Source organism: Mycobacterium sp. P7213 (assembly GCF_900604305.1).
Lineage (GTDB): Bacteria > Actinomycetota > Actinomycetes > Mycobacteriales > Mycobacteriaceae > Mycobacterium.
Map to the genome: position 1 here is coordinate 17797 of NZ_UWOA01000046.1, position 17337 is coordinate 35133.

16 protein-coding genes are annotated in these 17337 nt (G+C 69.2%); 12 read left to right on the forward strand and 4 right to left on the reverse strand.

Features of this window, described 5'->3' with window-relative positions; genetic code table 11:
- Window positions 1–106 precede the first annotated feature (106 nt).
- From EJK91_RS16775 to EJK91_RS16800, 6 genes are all read left to right on the forward strand, one after another.
- Window positions 107–367, forward strand: coding sequence for a glutaredoxin family protein (locus EJK91_RS16775; protein WP_125079486.1), 261 nt, complete (start codon window positions 107–109; stop codon window positions 365–367).
- A 295-nt stretch (window positions 368–662) separates the two neighbouring features.
- On the forward strand, window positions 663–2054 hold the full coding sequence (locus EJK91_RS16780; protein ID WP_125079487.1) for a glutamyl-tRNA reductase: 1392 nt from the start codon (window positions 663–665) through the stop codon (window positions 2052–2054).
- Between the two features lie 5 nt (window positions 2055–2059).
- Window positions 2060–2995, forward strand: a complete 936-nt coding sequence (gene hemC / locus EJK91_RS16785; protein WP_024442561.1) for a hydroxymethylbilane synthase — start codon at window positions 2060–2062, stop codon at window positions 2993–2995.
- Between the two features lie 43 nt (window positions 2996–3038).
- Window positions 3039–4745 (forward strand): uroporphyrinogen-III synthase, encoded by a 1707-nt coding sequence (locus tag EJK91_RS16790; protein ID WP_036457917.1) that lies wholly within the window; start codon window positions 3039–3041, stop codon window positions 4743–4745.
- A gap of 25 nt (window positions 4746–4770) precedes the next feature.
- On the forward strand, window positions 4771–5754 hold the full coding sequence (gene hemB, locus EJK91_RS16795; protein ID WP_024442563.1) for a porphobilinogen synthase: 984 nt from the start codon (window positions 4771–4773) through the stop codon (window positions 5752–5754).
- Window positions 5751–6191, forward strand: a complete 441-nt coding sequence (locus EJK91_RS16800) for a hypothetical protein (protein ID WP_024442564.1) — start codon at window positions 5751–5753, stop codon at window positions 6189–6191. The genes hemB and EJK91_RS16800 overlap by 4 nt, the downstream gene beginning before the upstream one ends.
- A 6-nt stretch (window positions 6192–6197) precedes the next feature.
- Here EJK91_RS16800 and EJK91_RS22990 read toward each other — a convergent pair whose 3' ends face one another.
- Window positions 6198–8414, reverse strand: a complete 2217-nt coding sequence (locus tag EJK91_RS22990; RefSeq protein WP_277424733.1) for a cellulase family glycosylhydrolase — start codon at window positions 8412–8414, stop codon at window positions 6198–6200.
- Between the two features lie 139 nt (window positions 8415–8553).
- On the opposite strand from EJK91_RS22990, the gene EJK91_RS16810 reads away from it, so the two are divergent.
- From EJK91_RS16810 to EJK91_RS16825, 4 genes are all read left to right on the forward strand, one after another.
- Window positions 8554–9093, forward strand: coding sequence for a hypothetical protein (locus EJK91_RS16810; RefSeq protein ID WP_046300766.1), 540 nt, complete (start codon window positions 8554–8556; stop codon window positions 9091–9093).
- Window positions 9090–9368 carry a hypothetical protein gene (locus EJK91_RS16815; protein ID WP_024442567.1) on the forward strand — a complete coding sequence of 93 codons (279 nt, stop codon included), beginning with the start codon at window positions 9090–9092 and terminating at the stop codon, window positions 9366–9368. Before EJK91_RS16810 ends, EJK91_RS16815 begins: the two co-directional genes overlap by 4 nt.
- Before the next feature lie 38 nt (window positions 9369–9406).
- Window positions 9407–11500, forward strand: coding sequence for a heavy metal translocating P-type ATPase (locus EJK91_RS16820; RefSeq protein ID WP_125079494.1), 2094 nt, complete (start codon window positions 9407–9409; stop codon window positions 11498–11500).
- 81 nt (window positions 11501–11581) lie between these two features.
- A complete protein-coding gene (locus tag EJK91_RS16825) occupies window positions 11582–11878 on the forward strand; it encodes a hypothetical protein (protein WP_081654562.1) in 297 nt (98 codons plus the stop codon).
- 24 nt (window positions 11879–11902) lie between these two features.
- Here the strand turns inward: EJK91_RS16825 and EJK91_RS16830 are convergent, their stop codons facing one another.
- The 3 genes from EJK91_RS16830 to EJK91_RS16840 are packed head-to-tail and all read right to left on the reverse strand — an operon-like array spanning window position 11903 to window position 14817.
- A complete protein-coding gene (locus EJK91_RS16830) occupies window positions 11903–12736 on the reverse strand; it encodes an alpha/beta hydrolase (RefSeq protein ID WP_125079490.1) in 834 nt (277 codons plus the stop codon).
- A 44-nt stretch (window positions 12737–12780) separates the two neighbouring features.
- Entirely contained in the window at window positions 12781–13770 is a 990-nt protein-coding gene (locus EJK91_RS16835; RefSeq protein WP_024442570.1) for an ABC transporter ATP-binding protein, read from the reverse strand.
- A 3-nt stretch (window positions 13771–13773) separates the two neighbouring features.
- Window positions 13774–14817, reverse strand: coding sequence for an ABC transporter permease (locus tag EJK91_RS16840; protein WP_024442571.1), 1044 nt, complete (start codon window positions 14815–14817; stop codon window positions 13774–13776).
- A 169-nt stretch (window positions 14818–14986) separates the two neighbouring features.
- On the opposite strand from EJK91_RS16840, the gene EJK91_RS16845 reads away from it, so the two are divergent.
- Window positions 14987–16360 carry a PPE family protein, SVP subgroup gene (locus EJK91_RS16845; protein ID WP_164517998.1) on the forward strand — a complete coding sequence of 458 codons (1374 nt, stop codon included), beginning with the start codon at window positions 14987–14989 and terminating at the stop codon, window positions 16358–16360.
- A gap of 118 nt (window positions 16361–16478) precedes the next feature.
- On the forward strand, window positions 16479–17337 hold an 859-nt coding region (locus EJK91_RS21860; RefSeq protein ID WP_346773473.1), incomplete at its 3' end, for a PGRS repeat-containing protein.

A 17337-nucleotide genomic window follows, 5' to 3' on the forward strand; every position in this document is an offset into this window, starting at 1 on the left:
GCTTGTGGCCGGTCACACCGTAATTCAATTCGGTTGAGGACGTCGCGACAATTCAGCGAACCCGGTGGCCACGGCGGGCCGGCGCCGGCCCTGCGACACTGGCAGCATGACCCGCCACCAGGTACAGCTGCTCACCCGCGAGGGTTGCCCGGTCTGCGTGCAGGTATACGACCAGTTGACCCGGCTGGCGGGCGAACTCGCGTTCGACCTGCAGGCGGTCGATGTCGACGCCGCCGCGGCGGCCGGCGACACCGGCCCGCGCGCCGAATTCGGCGACCGGTTGCCGGTGGTGCTGCTCGACGGACGAGAGCACAGCTACTGGGAGGTCGACGAGTCCCGGCTACGTGCTGATTTGGCGGGTTCCTAAGGCGGTTCCAGCTCTTCTCCGTCGAGCCTCGCTGAACCGCTCGCTCATACGGCGGTTCCAGCTTCGCCTCTCCTGCGTCGAGCCTCGCTGAACCGCTCGCTCATACGGCGGTTCCAGCTTCGCCTCTCCTGCGTCGAGCCTCGCTGAACCGCTCGCTCATACGGCGGTTCCAGCTTCGCCTCTCCTGCGTCGAGCCTCGCTGAACCGCCGAATTTGGTAGGCCAGCGCTTTAGCCTCTACCGTGGAGAGAAGTTTCTTCACGGTGACAGCAAGGAGCGGACCAGGTGATATTGCCGTGAGCGTCCTGCTCTTCGGGGTCTCGCACCGCAGCGCCCCCGTCTCCGTACTCGAGCAGCTCAGCACCGCTGAATCCGATCAGGTAAAGATCGTCGAGCAAGTGCTGCAATCGCCGCTCGTCACCGAAGCGATGATCCTGTCGACCTGCAACCGGGTCGAGATCTACGCCGTCGTCGAGGCTTTCCACGCCGGGTTGTCGGCGATCGGGCAGGTGCTCTCGGAACACTCCGGCATGTCGATGGCCGACCTGACCAAATACGCCTACGTCCGCTACAGCGAGGCCGCCGTCGAGCACCTGTTTTCGGTGGCCAGCGGCTTGGACTCCGCGGTGGTGGGCGAACAGCAGGTGCTTGGCCAGGTGCGGCGCGCCTACGCCTCCGCCGAGGCCAACAGCAGTGTCGGCCGGGTGCTGCACGAACTGGCACAGCGCGCGTTGTCGGTGGGCAAGCGGGTGCACTCCGAAACCGGAATCGACGCCGCCGGCGCGTCGGTGGTCTCGGTCGCCCTGGGCATCGCAGCCAAGCAACTGGGCTCTGAGTTCGGCACTGATGCGCTGCACGGCCGGACCGCAGTGGTGATCGGTGCCGGGTCGATGGGCGCGCTGTCCGCGGCACATCTGGTGCGCGCCGGCGTCCAGCACATCGACGTCATCAACCGTTCGCTGCCGCGCGCTCAACGGTTGGCCCGCAAGATCCGCGAGAGCGGTGTCACGGCCGACGCCGTCGCCTTGGATCGGATGGCTGCCAGCCTGACCAGCGCGGACATCGTGGTGTCCTCCACCGGAGCGGTCAGCCCGGTCGTCTCGCTGGCCGATGTGCACCACGCGCTGGCCGGGGGCAACCGTGACGAGGCGACCGAACCGCTGGTGATCTGCGACCTGGGCATGCCCCGCGACGTCGACGCCGCGGTCGCCGGATTGCCCGGGGTGCGGGTCATCGACATGGACCGGATCCAGCGCGAGCCGTCGGCGCAGGTCGCCACCTCCGACACCGAGGCCGCACGCAACATCGTGGCCCGCGAGGTCGCCACCTATCTGGCCGGGCAACGGATGGCCGAGGTCACCCCCACCGTGACCGCGCTGCGCCAGCGTGCCGCCGACGTGGTCACCGCGGAATTGTTGCGGCTGGATCACCGGCTGCCGGACCTGGAGACCGCCCAGCGTGAGGAGGTGGCGCGCACCGTGCGCCGCGTCGTCGACAAGCTGCTGCACGCCCCCACTGTGCGGGTCAAACAGCTGGCCAGCTCGCCCGGCGGCGACAGCTACGCCGAGGCGTTACGCGAGCTGTTCGAGCTCGATCCGACCGCGGTGGACGCCGTTGCGACCGCCGGTGAACTGCCAGTAGTGCCGGGAGAGCTTGATGTCAGCGCCGAAACCGGGTCGGCCGGGTAGACGTTTTGGGTGAAGTAATCCGCATCGGTACCCGGGGTAGCTTGTTGGCCACCACCCAGGCTGGGACCATTCGCGATGCCCTGGTGGCCGCCGGGCATCCCGCCGAGTTGGTGGTGATCAGCACCGCCGGCGACGTCACCTCCGGGCCCATCGCCAACATCGGGGTCGGCGTGTTCACCGCCGAGCTGCGCGAGGCCATTCTCGACGGCCGGGTCGACGCCGCCGTGCACTCCCACAAGGACCTGCCGACCGCTGCCGACTCCCGGTTCCTGATCGCCGCCACACCGCGCCGTGAGGACCCGCGAGACGCGCTGGTGGCACGCGACGGACTGGTGCTCGGAGAGTTGCCGGCGGGTGCCGTGGTGGGGACGTCGTCGCCGCGACGGGCGGCACAGCTTAGAGCACTGGGTCTCGGTTTGGAAATTCGCCCCCTACGAGGCAACCTAGATAGCAGGTTGAACAGGGTAAGCAGCGGCGAACTCGACGCCATCGTGGTAGCCCGGGCGGGTCTGGCCCGGCTGGGACGCCTCGACGCGGTCACCGAGACGTTGGAACCGGTACAGATGTTGCCGGCTCCGGCTCAAGGGGCACTGGCGGTGGAGTGCCGCTCCGGTGACACGGCACTGGCGGCGCTGCTGGCGGAGTTGGACGACGCCGACACCCGCCTGGCGGTTACCGCCGAGCGGACCCTGCTCGCCGAACTGGAGGCGGGTTGTTCCGCACCGGTGGGCGCGATCGCCGAAGTGGTCGAGTCTATCGATGAGGACGGCCGGGTCTTCGAGGAGGTGTCGCTGCGCGCCTGCGTAGCGGCGCTGGACGGATCCGACGTGATCCGCGCGTCTGGAATCGGCAGTCCGGACCGAGCCCGGGAACTGGGTGTGTCGGTCGCAACGGAACTGTTCGAGTTGGGTGCGCGCGAGCTGATGGCGGACGCACGGTGAAAACGTGCGTCGGAAGTGAGTGAGAAGTGACGGGGAGTACGGAATGGCTCGCCAAGTGAGCGTGCGAGGGCAGAAGCCCAAGCCGGGTCGCATCGTTTTCGTCGGCTCGGGTCCCGGTGACCCGGGTCTGCTGACGACGCGGGCACGGACTGCGCTGACGAATGCCGCGCTGGTGTTCATCGACCCGGATGTGCCCGAGGCGGTGCTGGCGCTGGTCGGCACGGACCTGCCTCCGATCGCCGGTCCGATGCCCGCGGCCCCCAAGGCCGACAAGGCGGACGACGACGCGGCCCACAACGCCGATGACGCCGCCGACGAGGCCGCGGCGACCGTTCCGGGCGGCCCCGACATTCGCCCGGCACTAGGCGAGCCGGCCGAGGTGGCCAAGACCCTGGCGGCCGAGGCGCGCTCGGGCAGCGACGTGGTGCGCCTGGTCGCTGGCGACCCGCTGTCGATCGACGCGGTGATCACCGAGGTCAACGCGGTGGCCCGCACCAACGTCGCGTTTGAGATCGTGCCGGGACTGCCCGCCACCAGTGCGGTGCCCACCTACGCCGGTCTGCCGCTCGGCTCCTCGCACACGGTGGCCGACGTCCGCGACCCGAATGTGGACTGGGGTGCGCTGGCCGCCGCTCCGGGCCCGCTGATCTTGCAGGCCACCACCTCGCACCTGCCGGACGCGGCCCGCACGCTGATCGAGTACGGCCTGTCGGACGGCACGCCCTGCGTGGTCACCACCTCGGGCACCACCTGCGCGCAGCGATCGGTCGAGTCCAGCCTCGGCGGCCTGACCGAGGCGTCGGCGCTGGCCAGCATCGACCCGGTCATCCTGCCCAACGGGCAGGAGACCTCGGCCGGTCCGCTGGTGGTGACCATCGGCAAGACCGTGAATAACCGGGCCAAGCTGAACTGGTGGGAGAGCCGCGCACTGTACGGCTGGACGGTTCTGGTGCCGCGCACCAAGGACCAGGCCGGGGAGATGAGCGACCGGCTGATCGGGCACGGCGCCTCACCGATCGAGGTCCCGACCATCGCGGTGGAGCCGCCACGCAGCCCCGCCCAGATGGAAAGGGCCGTCAAGGGTTTGGTGGACGGCCGCTACCAGTGGGTGGTATTCACCTCGACCAACGCGGTGCGCGCCGTGTGGGAGAAGTTCGCCGAGTTCGGTCTGGACGCGCGGGCGTTCTCCGGGGTGAAGATCGCCTGCGTGGGCGAGGCTACCGCGGAGCGTGTGCGGGCGTTCGGGATCAGCCCCGAGCTGGTGCCGTCCGGTGAGCAGTCCTCGCTGGGCCTGCTGGACGAATTCCCGCCCTACGACGATGTTTTCGACCCGGTGAACCGAGTGCTGCTGCCGCGCGCCGACATTGCCACCGAGACGCTGGCCGAAGGGCTGCGCGAGCGGGGCTGGGAGATCGAGGACGTCACCGCCTACCGGACCGTGCGGGCTGCTCCGCCGCCGGCGACCATCCGCGAGATGATCAAGACCGGCGGGTTCGACGCGGTGTGCTTCACCTCGAGCTCGACCGTGCGCAACCTGGTCGGCATCGCCGGCAAGCCGCACGCCCGGACCCTGGTGGCCTGCATCGGCCCCAAGACCGCCGAGACGGCAGCCGAATTCGGGCTGCGGGTCGATGTGCAGCCGGAGACCGCTGCGGTGGGTCCGCTGGTCGACGCGCTGGCCGAGCACGCGGCGCGACTGCGTGCCGAGGGTGCGTTGCCCCCGCCGCGTAAGAAGAGCCGCAGGCGCTAACAGTGACGGCGAGCGCGGTGGCCCGATGACGGCTTTTCCTCGCCAACGTCCCCGTCGGCTGCGTTCCACTCCGGCGCTGCGCCGGCTGGTGGCTGAAACATCGCTGGAGCCCAGGCATCTGGTGTTGCCGATGTTCGTCGCCGACGGCATCGACGAGCCGAGGCCGATCGCTTCTATGCCCGGGGTGTATCAGCACACGCGCGATTCGCTGCGCGCCGCGGCCGCCGAGGCGGTGGCGGCCGGCGTCGGCGGGTTGATGTTGTTCGGGGTTCCGGCAGCGGCGGACAAAGACAGCACAGGGTCGGCCGGCGCGGCCCCCGACGGCGTGCTCAACACCGCCCTGCGTGACCTCGCCGCCGACCTCGGGGATTCCACGGTGTTGATGGCCGACACCTGCCTGGACGAGTTCACCGATCACGGCCACTGCGGGGTGCTGGATGAACGGGGTCGGGTCGATAACGACGCCACCCTGAAGTGCTACGTGGAACTGGCTGTAGCCCAGGCGGATTCGGGGGCCCACGTGGTGAGCCCGAGCGGAATGATGGACGGGCAGGTGGCCGCGATCCGCGACGGCCTGGATGCCGCCGGACACAGCGACGTGGTGATCCTGGCTTATGCGGCAAAGTTCGCGTCGGCTTTCTACGGGCCGTTCCGCGACGCGGTTGCCTCGACCTTGGCCGGGGACCGTCGCACTTACCAGCAGGAACCCGGCAACGCCCGGGAGGCGCTGCGTGAGGTCGCCCTCGACCTCGCGGAGGGTGCCGACATCGTCATGGTCAAACCCGCCATGGGCTACCTCGACGTGATCGCGGCGACCGCCGCGGTGTCCTCGGTTCCAGTCGCCGCCTACCAGGTCTCCGGCGAGTACGCGATGATCGCGGCGGCCGCTGCCAACGGCTGGATCGACGGGCGGTCTGCGGTGCTGGAGTCCCTCATCGGGATCCGGCGGGCCGGCGCCGACATCGTGCTGAGTTACTGGGCGGCCGAAGCGGCCGGTTGGCTGGCGTGACGACTCCACCCGACGGGCCGCGGCCCCCGGTCCAGGCTCCGCCTGACCGTCCCGCGGACGTCGACACCGCGTTCTGGCTGTGGCTGGCCGCCCTGCCCTTGATGACGTGCGGCTATGTGGTGAACCTGCTGACCGCTCCGGAGATCCCCGCAACCGCGATCATCTACCCGGTCACCGCGCTGACGGCGATCGTGGTGGTCGTGGTGGTGGCGACGTTTCTGATGCTGATGCGTTCCGGGTATCGCTGGGCGCGCACCGTGTTGACCGGCGGAGGGATCGCCGCGATGGTCAATGCGGTCAGTGCGCTGTGGCATGCCGATGCGAGGCCTGCGGTCGCGATGGTTGTGGCGATCACCGGCATTGTCGGATCGGTGCTGATCGCCGCGGGAACCTTCCTGCTGCACCGGTCCGAGGCGCACGCCTACTTCACTCGGTAGCCGACTCTACGAACTGCCCGCGGGGGTCACGGTCACGTTGACGGTGCCGGGACCGTCCGAGGCGATGATCAGGATCGGGTCTCCGGGCGCGGACACGATGTGCCCGCCGGTGACACTCACCTGGTAGCCGTCCGGGTATTGGATGGGCGGTACCGAGATATGGGTCTGGCTGCCGGCGGCGAAGTGGCCGGAGCCGTTGGCCATCTCGGTGGTGTAGCTGAGTTGGTAGGTGCCCGACGCGAACGACCAGGAGGTCGGGGTGCCGGCGATGGCCTGCGCGTAGGGCGCCGACGAGACCTCCAGCCTGGACCAGTCGACATTGTCGCCAACGGGTGGCTTGCTCGGGTCGAAGACCAGCGCATTGCCCGGCGCGGTGCCGGTGATAGCGGGAACGCCGTTGTAGGCCCATTGCGACCAGCCCCACATGCGCTGGTCGGCGGCGTTCATCACCTGGCTGATCTCGGCCGCGCCGTTTGCGGAGCCGAACTCCGAGATCAGACCCGGGAGGCCGTACTTGCTGGTGTACGCCTCGCCGTTGCTGGCGACGAGTTCGAGGTAGTCCGGGCACCACGGCATGAAGATGGAGCCGAAGACGTTCAACATGCAGTAGTCGTGGAATGCGAAGACACCGTGCGGGTCGTCGACCTCACCGAGCTGCGTCGGCAGCGACTGGTTGAACAGGGCGCTCGGCTCGTAGATGAACGGAGTGGTGGGGTCAACGGAGCGGATCGCCGCGCTCACCTGGTTGTAGAACGGGGTCAGCTGTTGAGCCTCGTAGTAGGAATTGCCGAATATCGTTGACAGCCAGGAGGAACCCGCCCACGGTTCGTTGATGATCTCGTAGCCGGCGATGTTGGGGTCGTCCTTGAAGTAGTCCGCGACGGCTTGGGCCATCCGCGCGTAGTGGTTCAGCAGTCCCACGCCGTCGGGACCTTTGGCGTTGGACCAGAACATGTCCCAGGCGTGATTCTGGGCGGGGTTCAGCGGGTAGTTGAGCCCGAAGCCGAAGTCGGGGTTGGGCAGTCCGCCGGTCTGGGTGGCCCACTCCGGTGCGCCTTCGCCGCCGAAGACCGGGCTGTAGTCGTCCTGGTGGAAGTCGATGATGCTGACGATGCCGTACTTGGCCAGGATCTGCACGGTCTGGTCGATCGAGGCCAGATAGTTGTAGTCGATGACGCCGGGCCGCGGCTCCACGCCCGCCCAGATGACGCCCAGGCGTACCGAGTTGAAGCCGTTGGCGGCCAGGAACGCCGCGTCGTCCTCATCGAATCCGCCTGCCGACGGTTCATACGGCGCAATCTTGTAGACCTCGTTGAACCCGTGCATGACCAGTACCCGGCCATCGGCATCGGTGATCCAGGTGCCCGCGGTGCTGATCCCCGCGACGGCTGCCGGTGCGCCATCAAGAACGCCGAACTGGCCGTGGTCGCCGTGGGCGCCCAGCAGCAGACCGGCGTTGCCGCCCGCGCCGCCGAGGGCGGGGAGGTCGCCGGGACCGTTGTAGACGCCGTCGCCGGCGTTGCCGCCGAGGCCACCGATGCCCATCAGCCAGCCGCCGTTGCCGCCGTCCCCGCCGTTACCCCCGAGGCCGCCGTCTGCGCCGTCGCCGCCGTCGCCGCCGTTGCCGACCATGCCGGCGTTGCCTCCGGCACCGCCCATGCCGCCGGAGTCGGTGTTGTCCCAGCCGTCGCCGCCGTCGCCGTACAGCCAGCCGCCATGGCCGCCGTTAGGTTGTGCGGCGGTTCCGTCGGCGCCGTCGCCGATCAGGGGGCGGCCGGTGAGCAGCAGCGTGGGTTGGTTGACCAGGCCGAGGAGCAGTTGGCCGAGATCGCTGTTGATCGCCTCTTCGAGGCCGTCGTGGATCGGAGTGTAGAAGTGCTGCAACAACCAGGTGTTGGGGTCGGCGACGGCGGGGCCGGCTAGGGCGGCGCCGCTCAGTTCGGTCAGGACAGTGTCCCAGTGGGTCGGTGCCAAGAAGGTGTTCCAGGCCGACGGTGAGAGCATCGCGTCCCAGTCGAGGGTGTTGGTCGTCGCGTCCACGAAGGGTGCGAGGACAGCGTCGAGCGCGTCATCGAAGTCGGCCTGGGCCGCAGGCGCGGCGGCCAGCGGTGCCATTCCGAAAGTCAGCAGCGCCCCGGTCGAGGCGGCCAGACAGACGACACGTCGGCGCATGGCCGGCTTTGCTGCGGTGCTGTCGCGACGCATCATCGAGACCCTCTCCACGACAGGGAAACCTGTGTAAAACATGTATGCAGGCCAAAATCTAACTCAACGTACTTTCGATAAGGCAAGGATCGCCCAAACGCGCGGGACGCCGCAGTCATGTGCGGCGCGATTGCGCGCCGCGTTAGGCTGACCCGACATGTCTGAGCCCCGGCCGCAATCCGCACCGCTGTTCTTCGAGCGCGGTGCCAGCTGGTATTGGGTGCTGTTCGGCCCGATCTCCGCGGGACTGCTGGTGGCGATCCAGAACTCTGGCGGCTACGGCTTTCAGCCCTTGGTCCCGACCGTGTTGTTGGTGCTGGTCTCCACGATGCTCGCCATCCAGGTGAAGGCGGCGCGTATCCACACCTCGGTCGAACTGACGGCAGATACATTGCGGCAGGGCACCGAAACGATCCGGGTCGCCGACATCCTGGCGATCTACCCGGAGGCGGAGCGGCCCACCGGGTGGGGCAAGCAGGAACCGAAGAAGTGGCAGGAATCCCGCGCGCTGGGTGAGCTGAGCGGGGTGCCCCGGCGCCGAGTGGGTGTCGGATTGAGGCTGACCGGGCGGCGCACCGTGCAGGCCTGGGCGCGTGACCATCGCAGGCTTCGTGCCGTGCTCAGCGAACTCATTCCGGAGACGGTCCCGCCCGGGGGGCCTGCTGACACCGATGTCGAGGACGGATCGTCCTGGTGAGGGCCGCCCCGATTCTGCGGGCCGTGGTCGAGTTGGCGTTGGCCGCCGCCGCGGCGGCGGGCTGCGCGCTCAGCTGGCTGCAGGTGCGCTATCTGGTGCTGGTCGCGCCGGTTATCGACGGTGAGCCGGCTACCACCTCGGTGACGTACCACCCACGGCTGCTGCTGCTGGCGTGGGTATTGGCGACGGTCGCCGGGGTGTTGGCAGTGGTCGGTGTCGCGCGCCTGCGCCGCGCCCGTCACATCCCAGCGGTCAAATACCCCACGGGGGTATAGTCGTCGGGGTGACCACCACCGATCTCGAACTGCGGGGAATGACCTGTGCGTCGTGCGCGGCGCGGGTGGAGCGCGGCTTGAACGCGCTTGACGGGGTGCATGCCACGGTGAACTTCGCGGTCGAACGGGCCCGCGTGGAACACGATCCGAACGTCTCGGCAGCCGACCTGGTGCGCGCCGTGGAAAGCACCGGTTATCAGGCCACTGTGGCCGGTGCGGCTCACGAACACCCGGCCGGGCACGGCTCCGAACACGTCGATGTGTCGGCCGCCCAACTGCGCCCGCGGCTGGTCGGCTCCGCCTTGCTGGCCGCGCCGGTGGTGGCGCTGTCGATGGTGATGGCCTGGCAGTTCAGCGGCTGGCAGTGGGTGGTGTTCGCGCTGACCACCCCGATCGTGGCGTGGGGCGGCTATCCCTTCCACGTCGCCGCGCTGCGGACCGCCGCCCACCGCGCCGCCACGATGGACACCCTGGTTTCGCTGGGCACCCTGGCGGCCTATCTGTGGTCGGCGGTTGCGGTCTTCACCGGGGCGGGCCACCTGTACTTCGAGGTGGCGGCAGTCGTCACGGTATTCCTGCTGGCCGGTCGCTACGCCGAAGCGCACGCGAAACGTTCGGCCGGCGCGGCGCTGCGGGAACTGCTGGAGCTCGGGGCCAAGGACGCCGCGGTCATGCGCCGCGAGGACGGCAAGCTGACCGAGGTCCGGGTGCCGATCGCCGACCTGCGGGTGGGCGACGTCATCGTGGTCCGGCCGGGGGAGCGGGTCGCCGCCGACGGCGTGGTTATCGACGGCGCCACCGCCCTGGACACCTCGGCGATGACCGGCGAATCACTGCCGGTAGATGTCGCCGACGGCGACGCGGTGCTGGGCGGCTCGCTCAACACCACCGGACTGGTGCTGGTCCGTGCCGCCAAGGTCGGCGCCGACACACAGCTGGCCCGGATGGCCACCATGGTCGCCGACGCCCAGGCCGGCAAGGCATCAGTGCAGCGGCTCGCCGATCGGGTCTCGGCGGTGTTCGTGCCCGCGGTGCTGGGGATCGCCGCGCTCACCCTGGCCGGCTGGCTGCTGAGCGGTGCATCCGTCGCGGCGGCGTTCACCGCGGCCGTCGCGGTGCTGATCATCGCCTGCCCGTGCGCGCTCGGGCTGGCCACCCCGACAGCCATCCTGGTGGGCACCGGCCGCGGCGCGCAGCTCGGCATTCTGATCAAGAACCCTCAGGTCCTGGAGGCCGTCAAGGACATCGACACCGTCGTGCTGGACAAGACCGGCACGGTCACCACCGGCGTCATGGCTGTCGGTGGTCTCGCGGTCGCCCGCGGCGAAGACCCCAACACCGTGCTGGCCCGAGCCGCCGCCGTCGAATCGGGCTCCGAGCACCCGATCGCCGCGGCCATCGTCGCCGGAGCCAAGGCCGGTGGACTGGAGGTCGGCAAGGTGACCGACTTCGCCAGCAGGCCCGGTCACGGTGTGACCGGGGTGGTCGACGGTGTCCGCGTCGAGGTCACGCGATCGGCCGCCGCGCACGAGACCGGGACCGCCGTGGAAGTCTCCTGGGACGGCCGGGCGCGCGGGACGATCACCTTGACCGACACCGTGCGGCCCACCAGCGCAGCGGCGGTGGCCGAGCTCAAGGCCATGGGCATCACCCCCATGCTGCTCACCGGCGACGGTGCGGCGGTGGCGCGCACAGTGGCCGGCGCCGTCGGCATCGACCCGGCCAACGTCATCGCCGATGTCTTGCCCGCGGACAAGGCCGAGGCGGTCAAGCGGCTCCAGGCGCAGGGCAGGCGGGTGGCCATGGTCGGCGACGGTGTCAATGATTCGGTGGCACTGGCCACCGCCGATATCGGGATGGCGATGGGAACCGGCACCGACGCCGCCATCGAAGCCGGAGACGTGACGCTGGTGCGTGGTGACCTCGGCACCGTTCCGACGGCGCTGCGGCTCTCGGCACGCACGCTGCGGATCATCCGGCAGAACCTCGTTTGGGCGTTCGGCTACAACATCGCCGCGATCCCGCTGGCGGCGGCCGGGCTGCTCAACCCGATGATCGCGGGTGCGGCGATGGCGGCCTCGTCGGTTCTGGTGGTGACCAATAGCCTGCGGCTTCGACGATTCGCGCGGTAAGGTCCGAAAAAGTCGAACAGAGGGGTTTGCTCTATGTATGCACGCAGCGTTTCTCACGGTGCGATCGCCAAGGCAGCGGCGGTGTGCGCGGGTCTGGCGGCATTTGCTCTGGCGGTATCCGGGCCGGCTGGTGGGGACCCGGCCAATCCCGACCCATTCAGTCCCAACGACTGCATCGCCAACGCGAATGCGGTCTGTAACGCCGGTCCTTACGGCCCCGACAGCCTGACCAATCCGGCCAACATCAACAGCCCGCTGAACCCGGCGAACCCGGACAACCCGGCGAATCCGATGAACCCGGCGAACCCGGAAAGTCCGATGAACCCGATGAATCCGGCGAACCCGGCCAGCCCGATGAACCCCATGAATCAGGCCTAGGTTTGCGGGGTTGATGCGCTGGAATCAGGAATCCAGCCAGGCCAACTGGGCCGGAAGCCGCTCCCGCCAATAGTCCACGTCATGGCCGCCGGGGGAGAACCCGCCGGCCGGTGGCGGATTCAGCTGGCCGATGAAACTCTTGGTCGCGTACGCAAAGGGGTCCGCGGTCCCGCAGTCGACGCGCAGCGGGAACGGGGCCAGGCGCGGCACCAGGTTGAACACTGAGTTCGTCCGCCAGTCATCAACGCTGTCAAAGGCGCCGGCGGGAGCGCCGAAGTAGGTCATGTAGATCGCGGGGCTGATGGCACAGATCCCTGCGGTGCGCGACGGACCCAGGCGAGTGCCCAGCTGCAGTGCCCCGTAGCCACCCATCGACCAGCCCATGAACCCGACTCGGGTGATGTCGATGCCCTTCTCCGGCAGCATCGGGATCAGCTCACCCAGCACCATCGCACCGGCGTCCTCCCCGGAGCTGTGCCGGCGCCAGTAGGTGTTGCCGCCGTCGACGGCCACCACCGCGAACGGCGGCCGGCCTGCCGCGGTCAGCTTCGCGAGCTCCTCTTCCACGCCCAGATCCATCACCCAGGCCGCGTCGCCGTCCTTGCAGTGCAAGGCGATCACCGGCCGCAGTGGAGCGGTCTGCCCCGGCGGCCGGGCGATGATCCAGTTGGTCTCCACCCCGCCGCGGGCCGCGGACACGAATGAGCCGGATTCGCGGGTCGGATAGCTACTGCCGGTCGCCCGCGACTCGGCCGGGTGCCGCCCCGCACCCACGCCGAACAGCCCTACAGCCCCCGCGGCACCGACCCCGAGGCGCAAAGCAGCCCGGCGGGTCAAATCTGCCATGTAGAGCATCATCGCGTGGTGCACGCTCGGTTGGACCCGGCACGCCGCGGTGTTGATCAGGTCGATGCCGGTTCGTTAGGAACTTCGGGCACCGGTGGGCGGCCGAACTGCCGGCGAAACGCGTCCACCGTGTAACTCACGACGGTGGCTTCGCGGGGGGCACGGACCGTCGCCGAGCGGGGGATCCGCACCATGGGGCCGAGCTGACCGGCGTACTGGTCCGGTTTGCCGATTTTGAGCAGGCCGTCGCCGGCGCCGGCCGAGTCGGGCGCGATCTCCACCTCGCCTTCGGTGACGACGTAGATCAGGTCCTCGACCGTGCCCTGCTCCAGCAGTACCGAGCCCGGCCCCAGCAGGACCGGCGCCTGCTGCGGGCGCGTCGGTACGGCGGTCGGCGACAGCTGAATGACGATGTCGGCCAGTGGGACGATCCGGGTGTCGTGGGTCGCGACCACCACCACGCGGTCGCCGGCCGCCAGCACCCGCAGCAGTTGCACGACTTCGCCGGCCCGGACGTAGTCCAGTTGCGCGGTGGGTTCGTCGGCCAGGATCAGCGGCGGATCCAGGGCCAGGGCACGCGCCACCGCCACCCGCTGTTGCTGGCCACCACTGAGCTGGCCCGGGTGGTGGGAGGTCCGATCGGCCAGTCCGACCCGGGTCAGCAGATCCCGGGCGCGTTCCTGGGCGGACCACTGGGTCCATCCGGCCGCCCACATCGGCACCATCACGTTCTCCAGTGCGGTCAGGCTCGGCACCAGGTTGAACGACTGGAAGACGATGCCGACCGTGCGCCGACGGTAGGAGGTGATGTCGCGCCGGCCCAGCGCGGTCACGTCGGTGGCGCCGAACAGGATCTGGCCGCTGGTCGGGCTCAAGATGCCACCCAAACACGAGAGCAGCGTGGTTTTGCCGCAGCCGCTGGGACCGAGCACCACCACCAGCGAGCCGGCTGGGATGTCCAGGCTCAGACCGTGGATGGGACGGATCGGTTCCCCGCCGCCGGTGGCGTATTCGATGACCAGATCACGGATCCGCAGGTCTCCCATGCGTTACGGCCCTCCGAACGCCAGTACCGGGTCCACCGCGACGGCGTGGCGCAGACCCGCAAGGCTGGCCAGCAGGCCGATCCCCACCGCGGTCAACACCAGCAGGGCGAACGAGGACCCGGTCACCGCCACCAGCATCGGAAACGCCGGCCCGATCGATACCGCCAAGACGCCGCCGAGCACCGCCGCGGCCACCGCGACGACCACCGCCTGCAGGGCTAGCCCGGCCAGCACCATCCAGGTGGTGACTCCGAGGGCCTTGAACACCGCGAAGTCGCGGGTGCGTTCCAGCGCAGACAGGTAGATCAGGGAGCCCACGATCAGCGCAGCGACCCCCCACAGCAGCACCGACATGTACGACAGGGCCATCTGCGCGCCCGCCAGCGGGCGCACCATGTCGTCGACGGCGGCGGTCCGGTCCACCACCCGGTAGCCCTTCGGCACGTGCGCGGGCGTGCCCCGCACGCCGATCGCGGAGACCACCGGCTGGCCCGAATACATCAGACGTTGAGCGCCTGCCACGGTCAGGAAGCCATTGGGTTGTCCGGCCAACGTGGTCGACTTCTCCACCAGGCCGACGATCCGCAGCTTGTCCGCGCCCAGTTCGATCTCATCCCCGACGGCGCGCTTGAGCGTGGTCGACATCGCGATCTCATTGGGTTCGGTCGGAGCTCGCCCCTCGGTCAGTGGCGGCATCGCGGCCTTGGGCACGCCGTAGATGTTCACGTTCAGCGGTGCCTCACCGTCCTGCAGGATGGTGTTGCCGTAGACCACCGGCAATGCGGCGTCCACGCCGGAAATTCGGGCGACATCGCCGGCTTCGGCCTGCGGGAAGCGCGATGAACCCATGAACGGTCCTACCGCAGCCGTCTGGATCAGGTAGCCGTCGATGTTCAGCGAATCGACGACGTGCTCCGCCTCGACCCGGAACCCGTGGGTCAGCCCGGCCAGCACCAGGGTCAGGGCGAACACCATCGCGGTGCCCACCGCGGCAACGATGAACCGGCGCAGGCGCCACTGCAGATCGCGAAAAGCGGTGATTAACATCCGCACGGGCGCATGTTATCGCAGCGTCCGGCTGTGATCGCCGTCTCGACAGCAGGCCGGAAGGGCCTCCGCAAATCCGGAATGCCCGGTCAACCGCTAGCTTTTGGGCTACAAATACACACACGCCGCTTTGATGCGCCCGGTGTACGCCCCAGGGAGGGGATCGGTGATGAATTACGCTGCCCTGCCACCGGAGATCAACTCGTTGCGGATCTACACCGGGCCGGGTTCCGCGCCGATGCGCGCCGCGGCCGCCGCCTGGGGTGGACTCTCCGCCGAACTGCATTCGGCGGTCGCGTCGTACGAATCGGTGATAGCCGAACTGACGGCCCAGGCCTGGCTGGGGCCGGCCTCGGAGGCACTGACGCGGGCCGGCGCGCTGTACGTGGCCTGGATGAGCGCCACCGCGACCCAGATCGACCACACGACCGCACAGGCGAACGCGGCGGCGGCAGCCTATGAGGCCGCGCACAGTGCGACGGTGCCGCCGTCGGTGGTGGCTGCCAACAGAGCTCAGCTGCTGGTGTTGATCGCTACCAATGTCTTGGGCACCAACACCGCGGCGATCGCGGCCAACGAGGCCGAATACGGCGAGATGTGGGCGCAGGATGCGGCCGCGATGTACGCCTACGCCGCGGGATCGGCGGCCGCCACCGGGCTCGCGCCGTTCCAGAAGCCGCCGCAGACCAGCAATCCCGCCGGACCGGCCAGTCAGGCCGCCTCGGTCGCGACCGCCGAGGCCAGCTCGTCGTCGTCCGACGTCCAGTCCCTGCTCAGTCAGCTGGCCTCGGGGATCTTCGGGTCGCAGAACAACTCCCTGCTGCAGACGGCGGCCGCCACGCTGCCCGGGATAGCGCAGGGTCCCGAGGACCTGCTCACCTGGCCGAGCCTGTCCGACCTGCTGGGCGTGAGCGCGGTGTCGGGGGTGGGGCTGGTCATGGCGGCCGGCGCCTGGGCGGCGGGGGACGCCAGCACCCGGGAGATTCTGGCCGAGCAGGACCAGTTGCAGCGGGTGGAGTACGAGATCCTGCGCAACATCGACCTGTTCTCCCCGTTGACCCCGTCGCGGCCGATGGTGCCCGGGGCGTCAACGATGTCGGCGGCGATGGGCGAGGCGATCACCGCGGGCAACCTGTCGGTGCCGATCAACTGGGCAGCCAACGCGCCGGAGATTCGGAGCCTGTCCTACTCCAAACCGCTGGCCGGACCGGGCCTCGGCGGTGCGCCGGCGGCATCGCTGGGCGCGGCCGGCACCGCGTTCAGCCAGATGGCGCTGGCGGGCATGGGGGGCAGCGCCTTGGCCGGCTCGGTCAGCCGCGGCCGCGGGGGCGCTGATGCGGAATCGTCTGCGAGAGTGCAGATGCCGCAGCGTGCGGCGGCCGACGCGGTGGCTGATTCGCCGGCCGGCGACACCGAGGGCGCCCCCGGGCCGTCGATTATGGGTATCGCCGCCGAGATCCGCGAATTCGCCGAGCTGCGAGACCGTGGGTTGATCACCAACGACGAGTACAACGAACAGAAGATGCGCCTGTTGGGCCGGTGAGCGTGTTCCGTATTTGCGGCTGATTTTCCTCTCAAGTTCCGCCCTTGTGGATCCATGCCTCGATCGCTAAGCTCCGGCTACTCAGTAGTTGCTCAGGGGTGAGGTCGGGGGTCGGGAAATGGTCGATCGGGGCAGTAAGGGGCGTCTGGGCAGGAACCGCCATACCCTCGCGGGCGCCTGCCTGGCGCTGGTGGTGGCGCCCACGGCGCCCGCACACGCCGATTTCGACGACCTGTTCGGGTTCGATCAGCTCTTCGACGCAGCGGATCTGGCTGCCTCCGCGCCGCCCGGTCCGCTCGATGCCACTGAGGCGCTGGATCTTTCGCAGCTGGTGGGCAACGACATCTACACTTGGGCATCGGTGGTGGAGGTCGTCTTCGCCGGACTGTTCCAGAACCAGCTCTACGCGACCGTTCATGACCTCGGCGAGCTGTGGATTCAAGGACCAGGCGTGCTGTTGGACCCGATCATCAACCCGCTCTTCGCTTTTGACGGCGCGTGCGGCTTGATCTGCAATGGCGTCAACGGCACGGTGGATCACCCGGACGGTGGCGACGGCGGCTGGTTGTTCGGTGACGGTGGCAACGGTTACAACCCGGGCGCCTCCGAAGACACCGAACTCGGCGTCAGTGGTGGGGACGGCGGCGACGCGAAGATGCTCGGCAACGGCGGCTGGGGCGGCGACGGTGGAGCCAGTGCCGACGGCGGTGTCGGCGGGATCGGCGGCTGGCTGATGGGCAACGGCGGTGACGGCGGTTGGGGCGGTGATGGATTGGACAGCATCTCGGGTACCGCCGGCAACGGTGGCGCCGGCGGGCTCGGGGGCGACGCCATCTCGCTATTCGGCGCGGGCGGGCGTGGTGGTGACGGCGGTGACGGCGGTTGGGGCAACAACGGCGGTGACGGGGGTAACGGCGGCGCCGCGGGTGATGGCGGAAACGCGGTGGCCGGCTTCGGTGGCCCCGGCGGCTCCGGAG

Excerpts from the sequence above, each read along its gene's own strand:
- EJK91_RS16775 (WP_125079486.1), top strand. The coding sequence starts at position 107 with ATGACCCGCCACCAGGTACAGCTGCTCACCCGCGAGGGTTGCCCGGTC.
- EJK91_RS16790 (WP_036457917.1), top strand. The coding sequence starts at position 3,039 with ATGGCTCGCCAAGTGAGCGTGCGAGGGCAGAAGCCCAAGCCGGGTCGC.
- hemB (WP_024442563.1), top strand. The coding sequence starts at position 4,771 with ATGACGGCTTTTCCTCGCCAACGTCCCCGTCGGCTGCGTTCCACTCCG.
- EJK91_RS16810 (WP_046300766.1), top strand. The coding sequence starts at position 8,554 with ATGTCTGAGCCCCGGCCGCAATCCGCACCGCTGTTCTTCGAGCGCGGT.
- EJK91_RS16820 (WP_125079494.1), top strand. The coding sequence starts at position 9,407 with ATGACCTGTGCGTCGTGCGCGGCGCGGGTGGAGCGCGGCTTGAACGCG.
- EJK91_RS16830 (WP_125079490.1), bottom strand. The coding sequence starts at position 12,736 with ATGATGCTCTACATGGCAGATTTGACCCGCCGGGCTGCTTTGCGCCTC.
- EJK91_RS16835 (WP_024442570.1), bottom strand. The coding sequence starts at position 13,770 with ATGGGAGACCTGCGGATCCGTGATCTGGTCATCGAATACGCCACCGGC.
- EJK91_RS16840 (WP_024442571.1), bottom strand. The coding sequence starts at position 14,817 with ATGTTAATCACCGCTTTTCGCGATCTGCAGTGGCGCCTGCGCCGGTTC.
- EJK91_RS16845 (WP_164517998.1), top strand. The coding sequence starts at position 14,987 with ATGAATTACGCTGCCCTGCCACCGGAGATCAACTCGTTGCGGATCTAC.